Here is a 5,665-nt window from a genome sequence, read left to right on the forward strand (position 1 = left end):
GATTTGTCAGACTCGACCTGGCGGTCGAGCGCCGCACCGGCCCACTCCCCCTCCCGGCCTCCCATTGAGTGTACCCTGTGGGAGGCCGGGAGGGGGAGTGGGCCGGTGCCGCGCTCGACCGCAAGGTCGAGTCTGACAAATCAAACCCGTTTCGTCAGAAACGGATACACCAGCAGCTTCCCGAAGCTCCGGTCCCGTTCGCCCTCCACCCCGATCGCCATGCCGATCCGGCGCGGCTTGGGATTGCGCGAGCCGAACAACCGGTCCCAGAGCGAGAGGATCGCCGTGTAATTGCTGTCGGTGTCGGCCCGGATGTTCCGATGGTGCCGCCAGTGGATCGACGGGGTGACGATGACGAGCGACAGCAGCCGCTCGAAGCGCGCCGGCAGGCGGATGTTGGAATGGTGGAACACGGCATTGGCGGTGAGGATAGCCTCGAACAGCAGCAGCGTCGCCGCGTCGATGCCGAAGGCGAGCGCCGGGATCAGCCGCATCGCCGCCGAGATCAGGATTTCGCCGAGATGGAAGCGGAAGGCCGAGCTCGCGTCGAGATGCTCGTCGAGATGGTGCGGCGCGTGAAAGCGCCAGAGGAACGGGATTTCGTGATAGGCGCGGTGCATCCCGTAGGTCCAGATATCGAGGACCAGCAGCTGGACGAGGAGCGCGCCGAGCGCGCCCAGCCCCGCCAGCGGCACCAGCGGGTCGACCCCGGAGGCGATCCGCCCGGTCACGGTCAGCAGCAGCGGCGCGGTGGCGAGCGCGATCAGCCCCAGCCCGATATTGCGCGCGATGCGGCGGCGGTTGTCGGCGGGCGGCGTATCGGCGGCGGCCAGCCGTTCGAGCGCGAAGACCAGCGCGATCCAGAGCGCGAGCGCGCCGGCAAGCCAGGTATCGCTCAAGCGTCTCGCCCGGGCTGGGCGAAGCGCCGCGCGACGCGGGCCTGCCAGATCATCAGCAGCGGGACGACGCCGAGTTCCATGACGAGGCCGAAGCGATGGCCCGCGGACGGCAGCCCGTACTCGGCCGTCGACCAGGCGCGGGCGAGGCCGCCCGTGACGACCATCGCGCCCAGCAGGCGGAAGCGCGCGGTCTTGGCCTCGATCCCCGGCACGCAGCTCGCAAAGGCGAGGCCGAGCATGAAGAAGATGCCCGACAGATAGCGGAAATGGCTGTCGAGATCGCGGACCGGCGGATCGCCGATGCCCGACAGTATCGCCGGACCGATGACGATGCTCGCCGCGCCCATGCCGATCGGGACGAGGCAGGCGATCGCCGCCGCCGCCTGCAACAGCCGTTTCTCGCCCGCCGGGCTCATCGCTTCGGCTTGTCCAGCAGGTCCGCGCGGACATGGATCGACCGGTTCGCCAGATGGACCTCGTAGAGAAAGGTGATCAGGCCGAGGATCAGCAGGCCCATCGCGCCGACAAAGGCGGCGGCGGTGATCGCGGTCAGCGCGATTTCCAGCAGCCGGGCCGCGAACAGACCGGCGACGACGAGGCAGACCGCGATCATCGCGATCGTGCCGAACAGGATGGACAGGCCGGTGACCGTCATCCGCCGGTCGAGCATCCTGAGCTCCGCGATGCAGTCGTCATGCTCGGGGCCGGGCTCGCGCGGCAGGATGTCGGCGATGACCCGCGCCCGGTCGACGACCCGGCCCAGCCGCCCGGCGGCGAGGATCAGGAACTGGCCGATCCCGACGAGCAGGAAGGCCGGGGCGAGGGCCAGCTGGATGGTGAGCGCGATATCGGCGGGCATGGAGTCCATGGCGGCGGTTTTCGCGGCTGCCCCCGCCCCGGTCAAGCGGCGCTGTCGCCGCGTCCGGTTTTCCCGGCTGCCTTGCGGCGCGGACAAAGGGTTCAATTTTTCCGGGTTTCGCTGCACTGCAAAATGCCGCATGTGCATCGCCATGACGAACGGCGCATCCGACCGCCTGGACCGTAAGGCCCCGGGCTTCACCGAATTCGTCGCCATGGTGGCCTCGCTCATGGCGATGGCGGCGCTCGCCATCGACGCGATGCTGCCCGCGCTGCCGGCGATCGGCGAAGCGCTCGACGTCGCCGAGGACAATGACCGCCAGCTGGTGATCGGCGCGCTGCTGATCGGCTTCGGCCTCGCCCAGATCGTCCACGGCCCGCTGTCCGACCGGTTCGGGCGCCGGCCGCTGCTCGTCGGCGGGCTCGGGCTCTACGCCGCGTCGAGCGTCGTCGCCGCCTTCGCCCAGTCCTTCGAGCTGCTGCTCGCCGCGCGCTTCTGCCAGGGGATCGCCGTCGCCGCGACGCGCGTCCTCGCCATCTCGATCGTCCGCGATCTCTATGTCGGACGCAAGATGGCGCAGGTCATGTCCTTCGCGATGATGGTCTTCATGGCGGTTCCGGTGCTCGCGCCGCTGTTCGGCGAGATCATCCTCGCCTTCGCTTCGTGGCGCTGGATCTTCTGGATGTTTGCGGCGATCGGCATCGGCGTGGGCCTTTGGATCGGCGTGCGGCTCCCCGAAACGCTGGATCCCGAGGACCGGCTGCCGCTCACCCCGGCGCGCATCTGGCGCGGCTGGCGGCATACGGTCACCGAGCGGAAATCGCTCGGCTACATGCTCGCCTCGGCGATGCTCTCTGGCGCGCTGTTCGGCTTCATCAACTCGATCCAGCAGGTCATGTACGACACGTTCGACCGGCCCGACATGCTGGTTCCGGCCTTCGCGATGATCGCGAGCGCGATGTCGGCCGCCTCGCTGCTCAACTCCCGCATCGTGCTCAGGCTCGGGACGCGGATGGTGTCGCACAGCGCGCTGCTCGCCTTTATCGGTTTCGCCGCCGCCGGGGCGTTCATGGCCTATACCGGGAACAAGTCGCTCTGGGTCTTCCTCGTCCTGCTCTCGGCCAACATGGGCGCGTTCGGCCTGTGCGGCGCCAATTTCGGGGCAATGGCGATGGAGGAGATGGGCGCGATCGCGGGCACGGCCAGCTCGGTGCAGGGCGCGGTCGGCGTCGTGGCCGGCGCGGTGATCGGCGGCGGCATCGGTCAGATGTACGACGGCACGACCCTGCCGCTATCGCTCGGCTTCCTCGTCTGCGGCAGCCTCGCGCTGATCAGCGTCCTGGCGACCGAGCGCGGCCGGCTGTTCAGCGAGGACGAGCTGGCGAACGAACCGGCGCGGGTTTGAAGATTGGTTCTTCAGACATTGCCAGCGCAATGTCGCCGCACCGGCCGCTCGGTACACCGTCCGTCATTGCGAGCGCAGCGAAGCAATCCGGAGCAGCCAGCGGCGTCGCCTGCCGCTCTGGATTGCCGCGTCGAGCCTGTCGGCTCTCCTCGCAATGACGATCGGCCTGTTTGAAGCGGATCGTCGCCAACAACCCTAGGGCCGCCGGAACCGCATCACGACCTTGTCGGTCCGGTGGCGGACGCTCGGATCGAAGGCCGATACGGTGTGATCGTCTTCCGGATTGCGCAGCAGGTCGCTTTCTTCCTCGAGCACGAAGCCCGCGACCTCGAAGTCGCGGCGGATGATGGCCGGATCGATCCGGTGCAGCGCCTCGACGCTTTCGCGGGCCGCCATGCCGGCGGGCGCGACGCTGTCGATCACGCCGACCGTGCCGCCGGGGCGGAGCGCCTCGTAGATGCCCGCGAGGAACATCTGCGGCGTCTGGCGGACGAAACCGAAATCGGAACTGACGAAATAGACGTCGTGAAAGATCAGGCTGAGCATCACGAAGTCGAGGCTCGCCGCCGGATAGTTGATCTCCTGGATGCTGCCGATATCGGCGCGGAAATTGGCGTTGCGTTCGCCCGCCGCGTTGGTCGCCTCGCGCACCTGTTCGCGCGCTTCATAGGCGACCTCGGGCACGCTCCCTATGACGAGCCCCTCGTCGCCCGCCACGCGGGCCAGCATATCGACCCAATAGCCGGCGCCCATGCCGACCTCGAGGATGTTGTCGCCGGGCTCGACGCCGAAAAAGGCGAGGATCTCGGCGGGCCGGCGATACTGATCGAGTTCGACCATGGCTTCGGGCCGGCCCTCCGCGCTGGTCGCCGCGGCGTAGAGCGCCCCATGCGCCCCATCCTGCGCGACGGCCGATGTCTGCGGCACCGTGGCGCACAGCAGCGCGACCGGCGCGAGGAAAAGTCCCAGTTTCGATGTCATGACGCTATCCCCTGTTGATGTCTGCAAGACCGGCCTCGCACGGCGGCGCGCGGACGCAATATCGTTTCGACCAACGGCGCTTTGGGTCGTTCTGACCGCGAAACGCCTTCGACAAACGTCGGGCGTCCCGGCACCGCTGGCATCGTTTCCGATTGACGGCTATCAGCGGCGCCATGCTTGCGCCGCTGACGATCCTGCTGCCCGCCATCGCGTTCGCGACGGCGCTGATTTCGGGGATTTTCGGCATGGCGGGCGGGCTCGTCCTGATGGGCGCGCTCGCGCTGCTGCTCCCGGTCAGCGCGGCGTTCGTGACCCATGGGATCATCCAGATCGTATCCAACGGCTGGCGCGCCTGGCTCAACCGGCGCGATATCGTCTGGCCGATCATCGGCTGGTACGCGCTCGCCTCGCTCGTCGCCGCGCTCGTCTTCGCCGGCATCGCCTGGATCGTCGCCTGGGTACCGCCGCGCCCGCTGGTCTTCGTCGCGCTCGGGCTGGTCGGGCTGTCGGTCTGGCTGCCGGCGAAGCGGTTCGCGCTCGACGCGCGCCGCCCGCGCCACGCCTTCGCCTCCGGGCTGCTGGTCACCGGCACCAACCTGCTCGCGGGCGTTGCCGGGCCGCTGCTCGACATCTTCTTCGTGCGCACGACGCTGACCCGCCACCAGATCGTAGCGACCAAGGCGTTCAGCCAGGTCTTTCCGCATTTCGCCAAGATCGTCGTCTATGGCGGGCCGCTCGTCTTCGAGGCGGACGGCGCGGCGATGCCCTGGCTGGCGATCGCGCTGGCGATCCCGCTGACGCTCATGGGGACGCGGGTCGGCAAGGCCGTGCTCGACCGGATGACCGATGCCGGCTTTCTGGGCTGGACGCGCTGGGTCGTCACGCTGATCGGGCTGGTCTATCTGGCCCGCGGCCTGACGATGGGCGCCGGCTGAGAAAAATTTCCCGGCCGCGCAATTTTCGGAAAATTGAAATTTGCGCAAGCGGTGCTGCACCGGTTGATATTGCGGCGCACAATGGCCGACGTCTATCCCGGAAGGCGGAGAGAGGTGTTCGAACTGGCAACCCGCAAACCGGCAGCCATTGGAGACCGACTATGAAAGCAGCCCTCTTCCTCGCCCCCCTGTTCGCCCTCGCCATGCCCGCTTCCGCCGATACCGCGCCTCAGCAGTTCGAGCATAACGGCATCACCTATGTCTACGAGACCGAGGAGCGCGGCGACCAGCGCATCCTGACCGGGCGGCACTATCCGACCGGCGCCCGGTTCCGGCTCGTCGTGCGCGACGGACGCGTGACCGGCCGGATGAACGGCACGACCGTCAGTTTCCGGCTGTCGGACATCGACGAGGCCCGCGCCGAGGAGATCCGGCTGGCGTCGCGTTAGTTCGTCAGGAACTGTCCGGCGAAAGCTCGCAGCAGCGAGGAACTTTTGTCAGAATTTTCCTGACGGAAAATCGCCGCACCGGCCCACTCCCCCTCCCGGCCTCCCATCGAATGTACCCTGTGGGAGGCCGGGAGGGG

General features: G+C 68.1%; 7 protein-coding genes. 3 read left to right on the plus strand and 4 right to left on the minus strand.

Features of this window, described 5'->3' with window-relative positions; genetic code table 11:
• Window positions 1–140 precede the first annotated feature (140 nt).
• The 3 genes from ACTS1X_RS10820 to ACTS1X_RS10830 are packed head-to-tail and all read right to left on the minus strand — an operon-like array spanning window position 141 to window position 1,767.
• Complete coding sequence (locus ACTS1X_RS10820; protein ID WP_442614405.1) at window positions 141–899, minus strand: sterol desaturase family protein; 759 nt, start codon at window positions 897–899, stop codon at window positions 141–143.
• Window positions 896–1,315 (minus strand): DUF4345 domain-containing protein, encoded by a 420-nt coding sequence (locus ACTS1X_RS10825; RefSeq protein ID WP_442614406.1) that lies wholly within the window; start codon window positions 1,313–1,315, stop codon window positions 896–898. The genes ACTS1X_RS10820 and ACTS1X_RS10825 overlap by 4 nt, the downstream gene beginning before the upstream one ends.
• The gene (locus ACTS1X_RS10830; protein ID WP_442614407.1) at window positions 1,312–1,767 is read right to left on the minus strand and encodes a DUF2721 domain-containing protein; all 456 of its coding nucleotides are present in this window, start codon (window positions 1,765–1,767) and stop codon (window positions 1,312–1,314) included. The genes ACTS1X_RS10825 and ACTS1X_RS10830 overlap by 4 nt, the downstream gene beginning before the upstream one ends.
• A 142-nt stretch (window positions 1,768–1,909) precedes the next feature.
• Here ACTS1X_RS10830 and ACTS1X_RS10835 point away from each other — a divergent pair, with 142 nt between their 5' ends.
• The gene (locus ACTS1X_RS10835; RefSeq protein WP_442614408.1) at window positions 1,910–3,163 is read left to right on the plus strand and encodes a multidrug effflux MFS transporter; all 1,254 of its coding nucleotides are present in this window, start codon (window positions 1,910–1,912) and stop codon (window positions 3,161–3,163) included.
• Between the two features lie 195 nt (window positions 3,164–3,358).
• Here ACTS1X_RS10835 and ACTS1X_RS10840 read toward each other — a convergent pair whose 3' ends face one another.
• A complete protein-coding gene (locus tag ACTS1X_RS10840) occupies window positions 3,359–4,144 on the minus strand; it encodes a class I SAM-dependent methyltransferase (protein ID WP_442614409.1) in 786 nt (261 codons plus the stop codon).
• Between the two features lie 173 nt (window positions 4,145–4,317).
• Between ACTS1X_RS10840 and ACTS1X_RS10845 the strand changes: the two genes are divergently transcribed.
• Both ACTS1X_RS10845 and ACTS1X_RS10850 read left to right on the plus strand, forming a co-directional pair.
• The gene (locus ACTS1X_RS10845; RefSeq protein ID WP_442614410.1) at window positions 4,318–5,079 is read left to right on the plus strand and encodes a TSUP family transporter; all 762 of its coding nucleotides are present in this window, start codon (window positions 4,318–4,320) and stop codon (window positions 5,077–5,079) included.
• Window positions 5,080–5,240: 161 nt separating this feature from the next.
• Window positions 5,241–5,528, plus strand: coding sequence for a hypothetical protein (locus tag ACTS1X_RS10850; RefSeq protein WP_442614411.1), 288 nt, complete (start codon window positions 5,241–5,243; stop codon window positions 5,526–5,528).
• Window positions 5,529–5,665 lie beyond the last annotated feature (137 nt).

Source organism: Parasphingopyxis sp., from assembly GCF_052168275.1.
Taxonomy (GTDB): domain Bacteria; phylum Pseudomonadota; class Alphaproteobacteria; order Sphingomonadales; family Sphingomonadaceae; genus Parasphingopyxis.